Annotated in this window: 15 protein-coding genes; 10 read left to right on the forward strand and 5 right to left on the reverse strand. The window is 63.9% G+C overall.

Going from position 1 to position 15875, the window contains the following annotated elements:
* Positions 1-2: 2 nt before the first annotated feature.
* Together ABZ677_RS17015 and ABZ677_RS17020 are read right to left on the reverse strand one after the other, a co-directional pair.
* Positions 3-422 carry a hypothetical protein gene (locus ABZ677_RS17015; RefSeq protein ID WP_358371343.1) on the reverse strand — a complete coding sequence of 140 codons (420 nt, stop codon included), beginning with the start codon at positions 420-422 and terminating at the stop codon, positions 3-5.
* 20 nt (positions 423-442) lie between these two features.
* Positions 443-1075 carry an isochorismatase family protein gene (locus ABZ677_RS17020; RefSeq protein ID WP_358371346.1) on the reverse strand — a complete coding sequence of 211 codons (633 nt, stop codon included), beginning with the start codon at positions 1073-1075 and terminating at the stop codon, positions 443-445.
* 123 nt (positions 1076-1198) lie between these two features.
* On the opposite strand from ABZ677_RS17020, the gene ABZ677_RS17025 reads away from it, so the two are divergent.
* A complete protein-coding gene (locus tag ABZ677_RS17025; RefSeq protein WP_358371349.1) occupies positions 1199-2179 on the forward strand; it encodes a helix-turn-helix domain-containing protein in 981 nt (326 codons plus the stop codon).
* Complete coding sequence (locus tag ABZ677_RS17030; protein ID WP_358371352.1) at positions 2176-3009, forward strand: adenylate/guanylate cyclase domain-containing protein; 834 nt, start codon at positions 2176-2178, stop codon at positions 3007-3009. The genes ABZ677_RS17025 and ABZ677_RS17030 overlap by 4 nt, the downstream gene beginning before the upstream one ends.
* 68 nt (positions 3010-3077) lie before the next feature.
* Here the strand turns inward: ABZ677_RS17030 and ABZ677_RS17035 are convergent, their stop codons facing one another.
* Positions 3078-5315: an NADP-dependent isocitrate dehydrogenase gene (locus tag ABZ677_RS17035; RefSeq protein ID WP_037190794.1), complete on the reverse strand. Its 2238-nt coding sequence runs from the start codon at positions 5313-5315 to the stop codon at positions 3078-3080.
* 629 nt (positions 5316-5944) lie between these two features.
* Here ABZ677_RS17035 and ABZ677_RS17040 point away from each other — a divergent pair.
* From ABZ677_RS17040 to ABZ677_RS17070, 7 genes are all read left to right on the forward strand, one after another.
* Positions 5945-7369: an NtaA/DmoA family FMN-dependent monooxygenase gene (locus ABZ677_RS17040; protein WP_052047713.1), complete on the forward strand. Its 1425-nt coding sequence runs from the start codon at positions 5945-5947 to the stop codon at positions 7367-7369.
* A gap of 119 nt (positions 7370-7488) precedes the next feature.
* Complete coding sequence (locus ABZ677_RS17045; RefSeq protein WP_358371355.1) at positions 7489-8016, forward strand: flavin reductase family protein; 528 nt, start codon at positions 7489-7491, stop codon at positions 8014-8016.
* Positions 8017-8038: 22 nt separating this feature from the next.
* The gene (locus ABZ677_RS17050) at positions 8039-8521 is read left to right on the forward strand and encodes a hypothetical protein (protein ID WP_358371357.1); all 483 of its coding nucleotides are present in this window, start codon (positions 8039-8041) and stop codon (positions 8519-8521) included.
* A gap of 112 nt (positions 8522-8633) precedes the next feature.
* Positions 8634-9620, forward strand: coding sequence for a helix-turn-helix domain-containing protein (locus ABZ677_RS17055; RefSeq protein ID WP_358371360.1), 987 nt, complete (start codon positions 8634-8636; stop codon positions 9618-9620).
* A gap of 67 nt (positions 9621-9687) precedes the next feature.
* On the forward strand, positions 9688-11064 hold the full coding sequence (locus tag ABZ677_RS17060; RefSeq protein ID WP_037190791.1) for an NAD-dependent succinate-semialdehyde dehydrogenase: 1377 nt from the start codon (positions 9688-9690) through the stop codon (positions 11062-11064).
* A gap of 71 nt (positions 11065-11135) precedes the next feature.
* Positions 11136-11432 carry an antibiotic biosynthesis monooxygenase gene (locus ABZ677_RS17065; RefSeq protein WP_358371364.1) on the forward strand — a complete coding sequence of 99 codons (297 nt, stop codon included), beginning with the start codon at positions 11136-11138 and terminating at the stop codon, positions 11430-11432.
* Positions 11433-11479: 47 nt separating this feature from the next.
* Positions 11480-12343 carry an alpha/beta hydrolase gene (locus ABZ677_RS17070; RefSeq protein ID WP_094741455.1) on the forward strand — a complete coding sequence of 288 codons (864 nt, stop codon included), beginning with the start codon at positions 11480-11482 and terminating at the stop codon, positions 12341-12343.
* Between the two features lie 2 nt (positions 12344-12345).
* On the opposite strand, the gene ABZ677_RS17075 is transcribed toward ABZ677_RS17070, so the two are convergent.
* Positions 12346-13698 (reverse strand): cytochrome P450, encoded by a 1353-nt coding sequence (locus tag ABZ677_RS17075; protein WP_358371367.1) that lies wholly within the window; start codon positions 13696-13698, stop codon positions 12346-12348.
* Positions 13699-13783: 85 nt separating this feature from the next.
* Between ABZ677_RS17075 and ABZ677_RS17080 the strand changes: the two genes are divergently transcribed.
* Complete coding sequence (locus ABZ677_RS17080; RefSeq protein WP_358371370.1) at positions 13784-14401, forward strand: TetR/AcrR family transcriptional regulator; 618 nt, start codon at positions 13784-13786, stop codon at positions 14399-14401.
* Positions 14402-14475: 74 nt separating this feature from the next.
* Here the strand turns inward: ABZ677_RS17080 and ABZ677_RS17085 are convergent, their stop codons facing one another.
* Positions 14476-15840, reverse strand: coding sequence for an acetamidase/formamidase family protein (locus ABZ677_RS17085; RefSeq protein ID WP_358371372.1), 1365 nt, complete (start codon positions 15838-15840; stop codon positions 14476-14478).
* Between the last annotated feature and the right edge of the window lie 35 nt (positions 15841-15875).

Here is a 15875-nt window from a genome sequence, read left to right on the forward strand (position 1 = left end):
CATCATTCGCGAGGCAGCATTTGCCGGATCACTGCCCACGCGGACACGTCGACCCAGGACGGATTCGATTGCTGCGGCGATCGGAACACCTCGAGCATCGACAGTGCTGCGATGGACTGAATGCTCGACGCGAGGATCGCCTCGTCGAACAGCGTGATGTCCGTCGAGACCTTCCACTGCGGGCCGGGGACCGGGGTGCCGGTCAAAGTGCCGGCACCCCAGATTCCGCGTCTCGGATGACTACTGACCCAGAACAGCACTGGTTGCCCGGGTGCCATCAGGCGCGTTCGGTAGTTGTCGGCGACGCACCAGTTCTCGTGCGCGCGACCGTCGTCGACCATCGGTGGCAACTCGGTCTTGTGCGGGTTGCACTTGATCACCCACGCACCGAGCGTCTGGTCGGTTATCGCGCGTGCCGTCACCGCAACCAGCGTACCGAGTGTCAGGCCACAGCGTCGTTGCCCTGCGCTGCCGAGACCACCAGATTGTTTGCTGTGAGTCCGTTTCCGTTCTTGACTGCGTCGACCCACTGGTCAGTGGTAGCCACGGCCGCGAAGTTCGACTGCAGCAGCACCATCAACGCCTTGTGCAGTTGTTCGGCCGAGACGGTGCCCGCCTCGTTCGAGAGATTGATCGCGCCAGTCGCGTCGGACAAGATCTCGACGTTCAGGTCCAGCACCTCGGCGTCGGCGCTGGAGGCGAGGTCGCAGTTGTTGGTCATGTAACCGACGATCGTGACGGTATCGATGTCGTTGCTCTGCAACCACTTCGCGACGCCGGTCCCGGCGAACACGCTGCTGTACTTCTTCTCGACTCGCTCGAAGGACGGCTGCACGAGCGCCTGAATGTCGGGGTGCAATTCGTAGGTCGGGGTGCCCTTCACGAACGCGGGTGCACCGTCGGGCATCTCGTGCTGCACGATCGCAACGGGAAGATCCTGCGCCGCAGCGGCTTCGATCGCCCGGACGATGTTGGCCAATGACTCGTCTCGGGGCGGGTACTGAATCTGCAGCACACCCTCGAAGTACTCCTGCTGGACGTCGATGACGATCAATGCTCTGCGCGGTGCGGTCATGGTGTTCTCCTTCGACTGGCGTTCTCGGTCGCTTCTCATCCTCCGGTGCGCACCTTGCGTTCACGAGTGGCACGGATGCATACTTTCGATTGATTTGCGCCAACATTCGAGATCGGAGATGCCATGCGGATCGCGCTCTACGCGTTCGACGGCATCACCATGTTCCATCTCGCCGCGCCGTTGATGGTGTTCGGTGAGGTGACTCGACTCGGACTCGCTCCGGATTGGGAGACGCGAGTGTGGTCCGACGAAGCCGGTTCGATCCGCACTGAGGAGGGCTTCCCGGTTGGGGACATCGCTGGCCCCGATACCGTCGACTGGGCTGACATCGTCATCGTGACGTCGTGGCCGGAGTCGTTGCCTTACATACGCACTGACCTCTCGAACGCACTCCGTGGGGCACATATGCGAGGCGCGGAGATCGCAGGCCTCTGCCTCGGTTCGTTCGCCGTCGCAGACACCGGGTTGCTGGCCGGCCGGCCCGCCGTCACGCACTGGACCAAGATGCCCGAACTGCGCGAACGCAACTCGCAGAACGTCCTCGAAGAGTCGGTGCTCTACATCGACCACGGCGACGTGATGACCTCCGCAGGCACTGCTTCGTCGATCGATTCCTGCCTGCATATCGTGCGCAAGCACCTCGGTTCGGCCGCCGCGACGCGGGTAGCGCGCAGTCTGGTGGTCGCACCCCATCGAGACGGCGGTCAGGCGCAGTACATCGAACGTCCGGTCATCGAGGCGTCGGGAGATACTGCGATCGCCGACGTCCTGAGCTGGGCACTCGAAAGACTCCACGAGCCGTTACCCATCGAGAGACTTGCCGAACACGCGCGCATGAGCCGACGCAGCTTCATCCGTCAGTTTCAGCTCGAGACGGGGTCCACGCCGGCTCGCTGGGTACTGGACAAGCGCCTCGAGGAAGCTCGGAGCCTGCTCGAAACGACCGACCGCAGTATCGAGAACATCGCTGCCCTGTGCGGATTCGGCAGCGCCGTCACCCTGCGTCAGAACTTCCGCTCTGCATTCGCGGTGACACCGACGGCCTATCGACGGCAATTCGCCGTCGGATGTGCGCCCACGGATGCGGTCGACAGGCAAGGATGAGCGACGTGATCCTGTGGATAGTTGCCGGAGTCGAGCTCGCCGCCATCATCGCTCTCGGTGTGGTCTTGATCGTCTCGCGCCGAAAGTTGAAGCACACACGTCGCGCACTCGACCGTGCACTCGAATCGCAACAACGTCGCAAGCGACGCGGCCTGGTGCCCTTTGCGATCAGAACTGCCTTCCACACCACGGACCTACTCATCACCAAGGGCTTCGGCGCAACGGTCCGCAACTCCGTCGAGGATCTGGCCGGCTGGGCCAAGGTCGAACGCCCCGACTTGGCGCGCATGACCGCCGACGGCGACATCGTGGTGATGTTCTCCGACATCGAAGGATCAACCGCACGCAACGAGGAACTCGGCGACCGCGGCTGGGTGAAGCTGCTCGAGAAGCACAACAAGCTCATCCGCAAACACGTCGACGACCACGGAGGTCACGTGGTGAAGAGCCAAGGCGACGGTTACATGATCGCCTTCTCCGACCCGGCCCAGGCGGTGCGCTGCGGAGTGAAAGTCCAGGAAGCACTGCTGCAGAACCCCGATCGGTGGGACCGCATCCGCGTCCGCATGGGCGTGCACGTCGGCAGCTCGGTGCGACGCGGCGACGACCTGTTCGGACTCAACGTCGCCATGGCGGCACGCGTCGCGGGACAGGCCGACGGCGGCGAAATTCTGGTCAGCGAACCGGTGCGGAATGCCATTGGCGCGGCGCATGATCTGACTCTCGGTACTCCGCGAGACGTCGAACTCAAAGGAATGAGCGGAAGTTTCCAGTTGTATCCGGTGGCGCTGCCGGTGCTGCCCAGTGCGCAGGTCGCCCTGAACGAATGAATGGTCCATTCACAACGTCTGAGCGCGTGAATGGACCATTCATTCGATGAGGGAGTGAGCCAGAGAAACTACTGCTTCGCGGACTCCAGAGCCTCGTTGAAGGTCTTGGACGGGCGCATCACCGCAGCGGTGGCTTCGGGGTCGGGGTAGTAGTAGCCGCCGATGTCGACTGCGGTGCCCTGGACCTCGTTGAGCTCGGAGACGATTTTCTCCTCGTTCTCCGCGAGCGTCTTCGCCAGTGCAGCGAAATGCTTGGCCAGTTCGGCGTCCTCGGTCTGCTCGGCGAGTTCCTGTGCCCAGTAGAGGGCGAGGTAGAACTGGCTGCCACGGTTGTCGAGTTCACCGGTCGAGCGCGACGGGCCCTTGCTGTTCTCGAGCAGCTTGCCGGTGGCGGAGTCGAGTGCCTTGGCGAGGATGGTCGCCTTGACGTCGCCGGTCTTGATGCCCAGGTCTTCGAGGCTCACTGCCAGAGCCAGGAATTCGCCGAGCGAATCCCAGCGCAGGTGGTTCTCCTCGATGAGCTGCTTGACGTGCTTGGGAGCCGAACCGCCCGCACCCGTCTCGTACAGTCCGCCGCCTGCCATCAGAGGAACGATGGAGAGCATCTTGGCGCTGGTGCCGAGTTCGAGGATCGGGAACAGGTCGGTGAGGTAGTCACGCAGGATGTTGCCGGTCGCGGAGATGGTGTCGAGTCCGCGGACCAGACGCTCCATCGTGTACCGGATCGCGCGAACCTGCGACATGATCTGGATGTCGAGGCCCTCGGTGTCGTGATCCTTCAGGTACTTGCGCACCTTGCCGATGAGCTCGTTCTCGTGCGGGCGGTACGGGTCGAGCCAGAAGACGACCGGCATTCCGGATTCACGCGCGCGCGTCACGGCGAGCTTGACCCAGTCCTGGATCGGGGCATCCTTGACGATGCACAGACGCCAGATGTCGCCCTCTTCGACGGTCTGCGTCAGCAGCACCTCGCCGGTGGCCTTGTCGGTGATGTTCGCTACGCCTGCCTTCGGTACCTCGAAGGTCTTGTCGTGCGAGCCGTACTCCTCGGCCTTCTGCGCCATCAGGCCGACGTTGGGAACGGTGCCCATCGTCGTCGGATCGAACTGGCCGTTGGTCTTGCAGAAGTTCACCATCTCCTGGTAGATCCGGGAGAACGTCGACTCGGGGTTGACTGCCTTGGTGTCCTTCGGACGTCCGTCCGCTCCCCACATCTTGCCGCCGGCGCGAATCATCGCGGGCATGGATGCATCGACGATCACGTCGCTGGGCGAGTGGAAGTTCGAGATGCCGCGGGCGGAGTCGACCATCGCGAGCTCCGGACGGGTTTCGTGACACTTGTGCAGATCTTCGATGATCTCGTCGCGCTTGGACGCCGGGAGGGTCTCGATCTTGGTGTAGAGGTCCGAGAGGCCGTTGTTGACGTTGACGCCCAGCTCCTCGAAGAGCTCGTTGTGCTTGGCGAACGCGTCCTTGTAGAACACGCGCACAGCGTGGCCGAACACGATGGGGTGCGATACCCGCATCATCGTCGCCTTGACGTGCAGGGAGAACATGACGCCGGTGTCGTAGGCGTCCTGCATCTCGTGCTCGTAGAAATCGAGGAGCGCCTTCTTGCTCATGAACATCGAATCGATGACGTCACCGTCGGTGAGCGAGACCGACTCCTTGAGCACGATCGGCTCGCCGTCGGCGGGCAGCAGCTCCATCTTGATCTCACGATCGCCGTCGACGACCGTCGACTTCTCACCGTGGTAGAAATCGCCCTCGCGCATGTGCGCGACGTGGGTGCGCGACGCCATCGACCACTCGGTCATGCTGTGCGGGTGCTTGCGGGCGAATTCCTTCACGGCCTTCGGGGCACGACGGTCCGAGTTACCTTCGCGCAGAACCGGATTGACCGCGCTGCCGAGGCACTTGGTGTACCTTTCGCGGATCTCGCGCTCTTCGTCGGTCTTCGGATTGCCGGGGAAGTCGGGGATCGCGTAGCCCTTGTCCTGCAGTTCCTTGACGGCAGCGAGCAACTGCGGCACCGAGGCGCTGATGTTCGGCAGCTTGATGATGTTGGTCTCGGGCAGCTGCGTCAGCTTGCCCAGCTCGGCGAGGTTGTCGGTCACTCGCTGGTCTTCGTTCAGGTAATCGGGGAACTCGGCGAGGATGCGGTTGGCAACGGAGATGTCACTCGACTCGACGTTGATCTCGGCCGCGCTGGCGAAAGAACGTATGACCGGCAGAAACGCGTGAGTCGCCAGCATGGGCGCCTCGTCGGTCAGGGTGTAAATGATGGTCGGCTTCTTCGCTGTCATGTTTCGCCTTTGCCTCAGTTTCAACGTCGTCTTTTGGATGCGTCCAACCTCGACTTTAATCTTCGAATCTGCTGCTGTGCGGGGCAGTGGGGTATCACTCCATCCACGCGCCGAAGTTACCGACCAGTAGCAGTTCTGCAGGTCGGCAGACCCGCCTCCCCACGCCCGGATCGACCGACCTGGCGCACCCGTACAAAAAGATGGCCGATTTTTACAATCGGGACACCGCACTGCGCAGGCAACATGGAACGCACACCCCGACGACCGCCCCCGTGAACCGATCGCACGCGAATCCACGAGAAACAATTCCTCCGACAACAGGCCGAGAAAAACAGACCCTCGCACCGATCGAAACCCATTTCATCGCGCACCCCGTAGGTGGAATTTCAGAAATTCACATTCCCGATAGAGCGCCGCACATCTGCCGAAAGACACGAGCAGAGTGCGGCTTTTCCATGCCCTTTTCACGACAGCGACCACCGATTCCGATGCGCCAATCATGTTGCATCACAGCTGATTCGGGCACCCAACCTTCCTCACTGCCCAGGGGCAGTACCGGTGAGGTGATGGAAACGCAACCGATTCCGCGTTTAATGGATGCGACACAAGCGCTGTTTACATTTCTCTCCATGACACGCAATCGAATGATCTTCAATGCATTCCAGATGAATACCGTCTCGCACACCTATCACGGTCTGTGGCGCAATCCGAAAACCACCCAGGTGCACTTCGACACCCTCGATACGTGGGTCGACCTCGCCAAGACGCTCGAACGCGGCAAGTACGACGCCCTGTTCCTGGCGGACGTCGTCGGGATCGATCCCGCGTACGAGGGCAAGTGGAACGCGTACATCGAGGAGGGGCTGCACATGCCCTGCCACGACCCGGCTGCTCTCTGCGCTGCTCTCATCGGGGCGACCGACAACCTCGGACTGACGTTCACCAGCTCGATCCTCACCGAGCACCCCTTCAGCTTCGCTCGCAAGATGTCGACGATGGACCACCTGAGCAAGGGGCGAATCGGGTGGAACATCGTCACCAGCGCCACCCACTCGGCCGCGCAGAACTTCGGTTTCGACAAGATCGTCGAGCACGACGAGCGATACCGCTGGGCCGACGAGTATATGAAGGTCGTCTACAAACTGTGGGAAGGATCGTGGGACGACGGCGCGGTGCTCGCCGATCGTGAAGCCGGTGTCTACGCCGATGCCGACAAGATTCACCGGATCTACCACCAGGGAGAGCGTTACAAGGTCCTCGGCCCACACATGGCGTCCCCGTCCCCGCAGCGCACACCGGTCATGTATCAAGCCGGATCGTCGAAAGTGGGACGCGAGTTCGCATCTCGTCATGCCGAGGCCACGTTCGTCGTGTATCCGACGATCGAGGGAGCGCGCAAGGGAATCGCCGAGCAGCGCAAGGAAACAGTGGCTGCCGGCCGCAACGCAGGCGACCTCAAGTTCATCCAGGGCTTCTCGTTCGTCGTCGGGTCCACCGAGGAAGAGGCCTGGCGCAAGTCCGCCGAGATCGACGAGGACATCAGCTATCGAGGCCTGGCCGCACACATCGGCCGCGACATGGGCATCGACGTGTCCGGCCTGGATCCGGACATGCCGATCGAGCAGACCTCGATGTCGGGAGTGCAGGGCTACGCCCGCATGTTCGAGGACTCCAACAACGGACAGAAGGCCAAGGTCTCCGATCTCGTCGGGGCCCTGTCCTACGCCAGCCGCATGGTGGGCACCCCCGAGCAGATCGCCGATCAGCTCGAGCAGTGGCAGGACGCGGGCGTGGACGGCGTGAACCAGATCATTCAGTACTTCCCGCAGTCGGCGGAGGATTTCGTCGACCACGTGATCCCCGTGCTGCAGGAGCGTGGACTCGCGCAGAAGGAATACGGATCCGGCACGTTGCGCGAACGCATGTTCCCGGAGATCGGCCCTCAGCTCCCCGATCGGCATGCGGCCGCCAAGTACCGAGGTGCCTTCGTGCGCGACGCCGAAGTCAGTGGCACGGGCGGAACACACGTCGACTGGGTCACCGCAGGCGTCTGACACCGCACCGCACACTCTGCACGCATCGCTCTCCCCGGACGGGGGATGGCCGCACTCGGCGGCCATCCCCCCGCTCGACCACCCCCAGCACCGAAGAACGGCGGTCACACATGACCCGGATGGCAACACCACCCTCACTCACGCTCGTCGACGTCCCCGACGACACGAGCCTGCTTCGCAAGACATTCGCACTGTTCCCGTCGGGCATCGTCATGTTGTCGGCCGTCATCGACGACGTGCCGGTCGGTCTCGTGGCGTCTTCCTTTCAGGTCGGGATCTCCGCCGACCCGCCCCTCGTGCTGTTCGCCGTGCAACACACGTCGACCACTTGGCCCACGCTGCGCAGCGCGCCGCGAATCGGGGTATCGGTGCTCAGTGGACTACACCGATCCTCGATCGGTCAGCTGTCCTCGAAGTCCGGAGACCGATTCGACGGGATCGACTCGTTCACCTCCGAGACCGAAGCGCACTTCATCGGCGGTGCCGCAGCGCACCTCGAGTGCAGCATTCACAGCGAAGTTCGAGCCGGCGACCACGACGTCGTGGTGATGCAGGTGCACCGCATGGGCAGCGATCCGAGCACCGAGCCCCTCGTATGGCACGGATCCACCCTCCGGTCCCTGACCCCACCCGAACCCACTCACTGACCTCGACGCGAACGGACCCTTCATGCTCACCACGAATATGGTTGTCGCACTGTCTCTCACACCGACCGAACAGTCGGATCCTCGGTGGCTGACCGACCCACCGGTCGCCGAGACCGTTCACATCCGGGAGGACGATCTCGCCACGGCCCAGCTCGCACGAGCCCGCCTGCGTGCGGCGCACAACGACCGTGGGCACCGGACAGATGCGCCGTCGGTCGTTCTCGACGTCGCGGTTCACGTAGCGCACGACGCGAGAACAGCGCGCACGGAACTGGCCGACGCACGAGTCCACGCCCCCAGGACCGTCTGTTACATCGGCACACCGTCGGGTCTGGCCGGACTCATCGCCGACATTGCGGCAGCACACGTCGCAGACGGGGTGACGATCGTTCCCCTGCTCGACACTCATCGCGTCGAACTCGAACGCTGCCTCCTCGACGAGGTCCTGCCGATGCTGCACACCAGGGCAGCCCACTCCGAATCGACGTACCGCAGAACGGCCTGACGCGCGACGACCGCCACGGTCGAGGTTGTTACGCCGGGGAAATACAGCTGTCGATCAGGCGATCTATCGTCGGTTCCAGTGGAAACGCCGACACCACGGGAGGAGGGCCATCGTGCCGTACTGGTCCACGTCCGGGCTGAGTCCCCAGGAGCAGGTGAGCTACTGGGGTGACGTGGTGTGCGAGGCCTTCACTCCGTTGGCTCCCCATCGAGGCCGCTCGCAACGAGATCGCAGCTCCGTTCCCGACGGCGTCCCGGGTTGGGTCGACTCTCAGGAACTGGCGGTGGTCAACTGCGCCGAGATCTCCTCGGTCACCCAGGTCCTCAAGCACGGTCGGCGCGAAGTCACGCGCGCGCCGCTCGACGCAGTGTTCGTCAATCTCCAGTTGGAAGGAACCTGCCTCGCGGAGCAGGACGAACGCCGCTCGCTGATCACGCCTGGTTCGATCACCGTGTTCGACACCACCCGCCCGTACCAGATGGAGTACCGCGAGACCGACAGCAGAGAGATGTGGAAAGTGCTCTCGTTCCGAATCCCGCGGGAGCTGTGGAATCCCGACGCGGTGACGGGCACCAGCATCGACACCACGACGGGTGCGGGTGCACTGGTGGGATCGATGATGTCGGTCCTGTGGAAGGAGAGCTCGACACTCGACCCCCGCGCGCTCGCGACACTCGATCGATCGTTCGTCGACGTGCTGACCGCGGTTGCCGGATCGACGACGACCACCCGCGATTCGGAGACACGCGACAACGCCACCCGAATGATGCTGCGCCACTACATCCGCACCGCCCTACCGTCCGGCCGCGTCAGCGCCGACGCCGCAGCGCGCGAGGCGATGATCTCGACCCGCACGATGCACCGCCTACTGAACGCGGCCGGCACCACCTTCTCCGAATGCGTGCGCCACGAACGCATGAACGGCGCGATACGAGACATCCTCACTGCCGATCCCGCGGTCACTCTGGGCGAGATCGCTGCCCGGTGGGGCTTCTACGACAGTTCGCATCTGACGCGTACATTCCGCCGTCAATTCGATTGCACGCCCATGGAGTACCGGGCGCGTCACCGCGACGGCGGGAATCGGACCCCTTCCTGACCACCGTCGGAGCATCCGTTTTGCCCGAATAGGAACAACGGGCCCCTCCCCGACCGTTGAACAGATCATGACGACCTACAAAACTGTCAATCCTGCCGACGGCACAACTGTCAAGGAATTCGAGACTCTCGACGCGGCCGGCGTCGAGCGCGCACTGACCGACGCACACGCCGGTTTCCAGACGTGGCGCAAGGCCTCACCGAAGCACCGTGCCGAAATCTTGCACAAGGTCGCCGACCTCTACACCGAGCGTTCCGACGAACTGGCCCGAACCATCTCGCTCGAAATGGGCAAGCCGCTCACCGAATCCCAGGGCGAGGTTGAGCTGTCGTCCAACATCTACCGCTACTACGCCGACAACGGCCCCGCACTGCTCGAGGACGAGACGCTCGACGTGCCCGGCGCGGAAGACACTGTGCTGCAGCGCAAGCCGGTGGGCGCCCTCGTCGGCGTCATGCCGTGGAACTTCCCGTACTACCAGGTGGCCCGCTTCGCCGGCCCGAACCTGATGGTGGGCAACACGATTCTGCTCAAGCACGCACCGAACTGCCCGCAGTCGGCTCTGCTGATGGAGGAGATCTTCCAGCAGGCCGGGCTCCCCCAGGACGCGTACATCAACATCTTCGCGACCAACGATCAGATCGCCGACATGATCGCCGACCCACGCGTGCAGGGTGTCTCGCTCACCGGCAGTGAGCGGGCCGGCACCTCCGTCGCCGAAACCGCGGGACGCAACCTCAAGAAGGTCGTGCTCGAGCTCGGCGGCTCGGACGTGTTCATCATGCTCGACTCCGACGACATGGACGCCACGGTCGAATCCGCAACCCGGGCGCGGCTGTCCAACGCGGGCCAGGCCTGCAACGCCGCCAAGCGCATCCTCGTCGCCGAGGAGTTCTACGACGACTTCGTCACCAAGCTCACCGCATCGTTCGAGGCAGTGCAGACCGGTGATCCGTTGGACGCGAACACCACCCTCGGCCCGCTGTCGTCGCAGACCGCCGCCGACACGTTGATCGAGCAGATCGACGACGCCGTCGCCAAGGGCGCAACACTGCTCACCGGTGGCAAGAAGATCGACGGGCCGGGTGCATTTGTGCAGCCGACGCTGCTCACCGACGTCACCCCGGACATGCGTGCGTACAGCGAAGAGCTGTTCGGACCGGCAGCGGTGATCTACAAGGTCGAAAGCCCGCAGCAGGCAATCGAACTGGCGAACTCCTCGGCATACGGACTGAGCGGCTCGGTGTGGAGCGCCGACCTGGACAAGGCTCGCGACGTGGCCGAGCAGCTCGAGGTCGGCATGGCTTTCGTCAACGAGCACGGCACCACCCTGCCCGGCCTGCCGTTCGGCGGAGTCAAGCGCTCCGGCGTCGGCCGCGAACTGGGACCGTGGGGCATGGACGAGTTCGTGAACAAGAAACTCGTGCGCGTCTCCGCGAAGTAGACCGTCTCTTCCAACAGCTCCCCGGGCACGGTGCCCGGGGAGCTGTTGTCGGTCATGGGCATACTGTCCCGATGATCGTCGAACATGCCCTGCTGCACGTCATCCCCCACCGAACCGACGAGTTCGAGGCCGCCTTCGCCGCCGCGACATCGATCATCTCCTCGATGCCGGGGTTCGTGAATCTGACGCTGTCGCGGGGCATCGAGCAGCCGCATGTCTATCTGCTGCTGGTGGAATGGGAACGACTCGAAAACCACACCGAGGGCTTCAGGCAGTCCGACGAGTACCAGGAGTGGAAGACGCTGCTGCATCACTTCTACGAGCCGTTCCCCGTCGTCTCGCATTTCGACCCGATGGGGAACGCCTAGGAGATAGGTTCGAGTCTCGTTCCCGTCGCCGTTTCGAGGAGATTTTCGTGGCCAACGCTTCGTCGTTCGTATCCAAGCAGGACGACATCGAGATCAGCACCTACACCTGGACCACCTCGGCCGATCCGGCTCGCGGCGTCGTGCAGATCGCACACGGTCTCGCCGAGCACGGCAGCCGCTACGCCCGGTTCGCCGCCGCCTTGAACGACGCCGGATTTCATGTCGTCGCATCCGATCATCGCGGCCACGGAGAGTCGATCGTCGACACCCCTGGCGATTTCGGTGCCGCCGCGTTCGCGGGTTTGTGGGCCGACATCGAGCAGTTGGGCGAATCGCTGTTGAACGAGTATCCGGACCTGCCACTGTTCCTGTTCGCCCATTCGATGGGTTCGTTTGCCGCGCAGCATGTTCTGATCGAACGATCCGACCTGTACGAGGGTGTGGTGTTGTCGGGATCGACGACGCTGGACATCCTCGCGGCCGGGATGGCCGACGCCCCCGCCGGTGACCTGAGTGTGTTCAACGCCGCCTTCGAGCACCGCACCGGTTACGAATGGCTCACCCGCGACGAGGCCGAAGTGGACGCCTACGTCGCCGATCCTCTGTGCGGCTTCGATCTTCCGGAGTCGACGGTCCCCGCGTTGTTCGGTGAGGCCGACAAGCTGGCCGACCCGCACAACCTCGAGCAGATCCGCTCCGACCTACCGCTGCTCATCACCTCGGGAACCGACGACCCTCTTGCCGGCGGCGGACAGCTGATCGAGACCCTCGCTGCCCGGTACCGCGAGGCCGGGATGAGCGACGTCACCGTCACCCTCTACCCCGGGGCCCGCCACGAGATCCTCAACGAGACCAACCGGGACGAGGTCACCGCGAACATCATCGGCTGGCTCACCGACCGCGCCGGCTAGACCTACCGCTTCCGTAGCTGCACGGGCTGCCCGTCCTCCGGGAAGGGCAGCGACGTGAAGTTCAGCGGCGCAACGTAATCCGGGTCGACCGACCAGTCGAACCGCAGCAGCAGATGATGCATGATGGTCTTGATCTCCGCGCCTGCGAAGAACATGCCGATGCACTTGTGCACGCCACCGCCGAACGGCTCCCACGCGTAGCGGTGCACTTTGTCCTCGCGACGGTCGTCGGCGAAGCGGCCGGGGTCGAACGTCTCGGGGTCGGGCCAGTACTGGTCCATGTGGTGCGTGAAGTGCGGAGCGACCGACGCATACGTCCCCGCGGGGACGAACTTTCCCTGCACCTCGGTGTCCTTGACGGCTCGGCGCGCGACCACCGGAGTGGGCGAGACCAGCCGTAGGCATTCCTTCATCACCAGGTCGACGCTGTGCAGTTCGTCGAGTTGCGCGAGCGTCGGTGAATCGGTGCCCAGCGCCTCGGATTCCGCACGGCACTTGTCCTGCCACTGCGGATGTTGCCCGAGATACTGCATCATCGTCGACAGCGTGATCGTCGACGTGTCGTGGGCGGCCATCAGCAGGAAGATCATGTGGTCTATCACTTCGTCGTCGGAGAAGCGCTCGCCGTCGTTCCCCTCGATGTGGCAGAGGACCGAGAACAAGTCGTCGGTCTCGGTGGCGCGCCGCGCCGGTAGGTAGCGCCGGAAGAACTGCTCGAGCATGGCGCGGCCGTCGAGACCCCGCTTCCACCGGGTTCCCGGAACTCGATACCGCACGATCGAGGTCGCCGCCTGGACGCACGCCACGAAACTCGAATTGAGCTCGGCAATCTCGGCTTCGGTGCTGCCCTCGGCCCCGCCCATGAAGATGCTCGTCGCCACCTCGAGCGTCAACGCCTTGAGCGCCGGGTAGACCTGGACGTCGCGCCCGCCCTGCCATGCGTCCAAACCGGTTGTGGTGACCGGGTTCAACGCCTCGACGGACTTGGTGAGTCGATCCCTCGTGAAGGCCTGCTGCATGATTCGTCGGTGCTTGAGATGCTCGTCGGAATCGAGCAGCATCAACCCGCCGTGAAAGAACGGGCCGATCAGCAGCGACCAGCCGTCTCCGTTCGCGAACGCCTTGTCGGCGTTCTGCAACACCTCCTGGCATGCGTCCGGTCCGAGAACGGTGATCCACTTCTGGCCGGCCATCGTCAGCCACGACACCTCGCCGTACTTCTCCCACCGACTCCCGAGCAGTTTCAGGGGGTCTCGGATGTACTCCAGGGTGTGGCCCACGACGGGCATACCGCCGTCGCCGAACACCGGTTGAAGTGCCGAACCTGCAGGTGGAGCAGCCAGAGCGCGTGCCATTGTCGACCTCCATCAATCTGACAGAGCGTCCTGTCAGATGGAATGTAGTCTGCGTCACACTTGCTCCCTCTGTCAAGATCTACCCATGGCTTCCACGACGCGCCGCTACAACGGCATGAGCGCCGACGATCGCACCGCCGACCGTCGCGCACGGTTGCTCGAAGCCGGACTCGAAGTGTTCTCGACGGCCGGCGCCTTGAACACGACCATGACCGCGATCTGCGCCGAGGCGAAGCTGACCGAGCGCTACTTCTACCAGAACTTCACCGGCAAAGAGGACTTGCTCGAGAAGGTGGTGGAGTCGGTATCCGACGAGATTCGGGCCGCTGCTCTGGAGGCACTGCACTCCCCCGCCCCCACCGTCGAGGAACAGGTGCGCAACGCCATCGCCGCGTTCGTCGGCGTACTCACCGACGACCGACGCAAGGGCCGCGTCGCGATGATCGAGTCGCTCGCCGTCGACTCACTGCGAGACTACCGACGAAAGTCCATGCGCGCGTTCGCCCATCTGGTCGCCGAGCAATCACGCGAGCTGTTCGGCGAACAGGCCTGGCCGCAACCACAATCCGAAATCAACGGACTGCTGTTCATCGGCGGACTCGCCGAACTGGTCATCGCGTGGTTGAACGGCGAGATCGACATCTCCCCCACGGAAATAGTCGACGCCGCCACCCGCCACTTCGTCGCGACCGCACACCGCTGAAGTGCACTACGCACAGTGGCGTGGTCAGGTGCCCCTGAGGCACTTACCCGCACCACTGCGCCGAAGGCGCACTCTTACCGGTCGAAGTGCGCCTTGGAGATCTGACCGTGCACGCCGACCGTCTTGTCGACCACCTGCGACACGGTGAAGTTCGCGGCCGCCGAGAGATACGCGTACGCCGTCGCCCGGTCCATGCCGAGGTCCGTCTCGAGGAAGTCGAGCGCGTTGACCACGGCGCGACGCATGGCAGCGTTCAGGTCCGAACTCTGGCCGCCGACGGCACCGTCCGGGTCGGACAGGCCGATCGGAATCCACGAGTCCTCGTTCTCGGCAAAGGGATACGAGTACGCGACGGACGGGGCATCACCGCTGCCCGCCTTGCAGACGGTGAGGCGGAAGGTGCCACGCAGAGAACCTTCCATCGCGGTGAGCGCCACCTCCCCGTCGCCCATCGCCATGTGCGGATCGCCGACGTAGAACAACGCACCCTCCGCGAACACCGGGAGGTAGAACGTCGATCCGACACCGAGCAGACCGACATCGATGTTGCCGCCGCCGAGCGTCGGCGGAATCGAATTCGCGTTGGGCGAGGTCAGACCCGGGTCGCTGGCGAACGCCACGCCCATCATGCCCATGAACGGACGCAGCGGAAAGCGCACGGCCGCATCGCCGTAACGCATCACTCCCTGCCCGTCCTCGACGGCAGTGAATGTGGAGACATTGCCGTACTGCGTCGGATCACCCGACGGCCTGCCGTCGCTGCCGACCGGTGGCATCACCTCGTCCAGGCCGATGCCCGCAGGTGCCTCACCGGACGCGGTCACCGCCAGGGAACCCTTGCCGTGCCGACTCGACACCACGCCGTAGGGGACGCGGGGAATCGCCTCGAGCGTCTCGATCTTGAGCACGTCGCCACGCTGCGCCCCTTCGACGAACACCGGACCCGTCACCACGTGCGGTCCGTCGACGTCGAAGTTGCGGACCGTCCGGTCGTACCCGCCGGCGATGTCGATGGCATCCTGCAGCACATCGGATTCCGATACGCCTTTGCCGCCGAAGAACTCGACGGGATCGCGGCCCTGGTCTTCGAGAATTCCCTCGTGGCTGAGCGCATCGATGGTCACCGTCTCGCCGGACTTCATCTGCAACACCGATTCGGACTCGACCGTCGGGACGTACCCCCACAGAACCTTGTCGACTTCGGAACTCAGGTAGTGATCGCCGGAGATGTCGCCTGCGCCGGGCTGAAGAATGCCGGTAGCGGTGGGTGCCGGCGCCGACGAACTCGCGGCGGCGGTGCTCGTCGACGACGTCGAACACGCTGCCGTTCCGGCGATTCCGACACCCGCGCCCAGCGCGGCGACCGCTTGGATGAATCCGCGACGTCCGATCCCCTTGCTGATCGTCTCCGCTGCCTGCTCCGCCATCGATCGCGCCATGATGCCTCCTGAATTGTCCGAATCTCGAACCTAGA

It is taken from the genome of Rhodococcus sp. NPDC006774 (assembly GCF_040636045.1).
Lineage (GTDB): Bacteria > Actinomycetota > Actinomycetes > Mycobacteriales > Mycobacteriaceae > Rhodococcoides.